This is a genomic window from Amnimonas aquatica, assembly GCF_002943415.1.
GTDB classification, from domain to species: Bacteria; Pseudomonadota; Gammaproteobacteria; order Pseudomonadales; family Moraxellaceae; genus Perlucidibaca; species Perlucidibaca aquatica_A.
In genome coordinates this window covers 1-1580 of the sequence record NZ_PTQZ01000299.1, presented here as the reverse complement: position 1 = coordinate 1580, position 1580 = coordinate 1, and the positions used below count along the sequence as shown (strand labels likewise).

Annotated in this window: 2 protein-coding genes; both read left to right on the top strand. The window is 73.7% G+C overall.

The features are described from left to right. Positions 1–504 (top strand): hypothetical protein (locus tag C5O18_RS10550; RefSeq protein ID WP_241146814.1); only part of this gene is annotated, 504 nt, incomplete at its 5' end. After that, the coding region (locus C5O18_RS09310; protein WP_206389842.1) for a UvrD-helicase domain-containing protein at positions 501–1580 on the top strand (1080 nt) is incomplete at its 3' end. The genes C5O18_RS10550 and C5O18_RS09310, both read left to right, overlap by 4 nt.

Here is a 1580-nt window from a genome sequence, read left to right as displayed (position 1 = left end):
CGGGGCCAGGTCTCGCGCTGGCGCGCCCTGCTCATGCCCTGGCTGCAGCACATCCTGCTGGCGGTTTGCGGGCAGGCCATGCCGACCCGGGTCATCTCCGCCGGCGGCAGCGTGACCTGGGCGCCGCTGACGCAGGCGGCGGCGCTGGCGTGGTGGCATCACCTGCTGGATGCCTGGGCAGACGGCCAGTGCCAGGCGCTGCCGTTCGAGGCCGACACGGCTTTCGCCGCGGCTGCCGCCTGGCGCGAGGCCGATGCGCCGGAGGTGCGCGTGACGCGCATGCAGGCCGCCGCCACGCCGGTCTACGACGGTGCGCCGGGCGGGCGTTTCCCGGCCGCCGCGCGTGCCCCGCTGGGCTGGCTCTGGCCGGATGCAGAGGCACTGATGGCCGATGGCCGCTTCCTGCGCCTGAGCGAGCAGCTGTTCCTGCCCATCGTGCAGGCCACGCTGGCCGGGGGAGGCGAGGGTGGCGGCGCTGCTTCCGACAGGGAGGGGCCGGCATGAGCGAGCGGATATCCGGGGCGGCGGAAGCACTGCCGGGCGGCCAGCTGGCGGCCAGCCAGGTCCTCAGCCCGCTCGACCTGCCCCTGCACGGTCTGCGTCTGATCGAGGCCAGTGCCGGCACCGGCAAGACCTACACCATCGCCATGCTCTACGTGCGCCTGGTGCTGGGGCACGACCGCACGGCCCCCGGGCTCGCCGGCACCAGCTACCTGCCGCCGGACATCCTGGTGCTGACCTTCACCGAAGCGGCGGCCGGCGAGTTGCGCGACCGCATCCGCCAGCGCTTGTGCGAGGCCGCTGGCGCGTTCCGTCTCGCCACCGGCGAGGGTGGTGCCGACCCGCAGCCCGCGGGTGATGCCCTGTTGCGCGCGCTGGTTGCCGACTACCCTCGCGAGCGCCACGAGCAGTGCGCCTTCCTGCTCGAGCAGGCGGCGCAATGGCTGGACGAGGCTGCCATCGGCACCATCCACGGCTGGTGCCTGCGTGTGCTGCAGCAGCATGCCTTCGACAGCGGCAGCCTGTTCGCGCAGACCCTGGTGCAGGACCTGGCGCCATTGCGCGAGCAGGCGGTGCGTGATGTCTGGCGGCGCTGGTTCTATCCGCTGCCGGTGGAGCAGGCGGGCGAGATCGCCGAGCTGCTGAAAGGTCCCGATCAGCTCGCCGCCACGCTGGCTCCGCTGCTGGGTGCCGACGAGGCGCAGCTCTGCCATGACGGTATGCTGCCGCCGCGGCCCTGGTGCGAAGCCTGGCGCGGCCTGGCTCAGGCCATGAAGCGTCGCGACGAGCTGCGCGCGGCGCTGTGGGCTGGCTGGCGCGAGGCCGGCAGCGACGTGCTGGCGCTGCTGCGCGCGGCGATCGCCGGCAAGGCCTTGAAAAACAATCTCTACAAGCCGGCGTGGCCGGATCGGCTGGCGGCTGACATGGCGGCCTGGCTGGATGGCGGCGAGGCCCCGGCGCGGCTGGACCGCTGCGCCCCGGACAGCCTGCGTGCGGCGGCGGCGAAGGGACGCGAGGCCGATGTGCCGGCGCATGCCTGGTTCGACCAGGTCGCGGCCTGGTGCGAGGCCGGCGAGCGG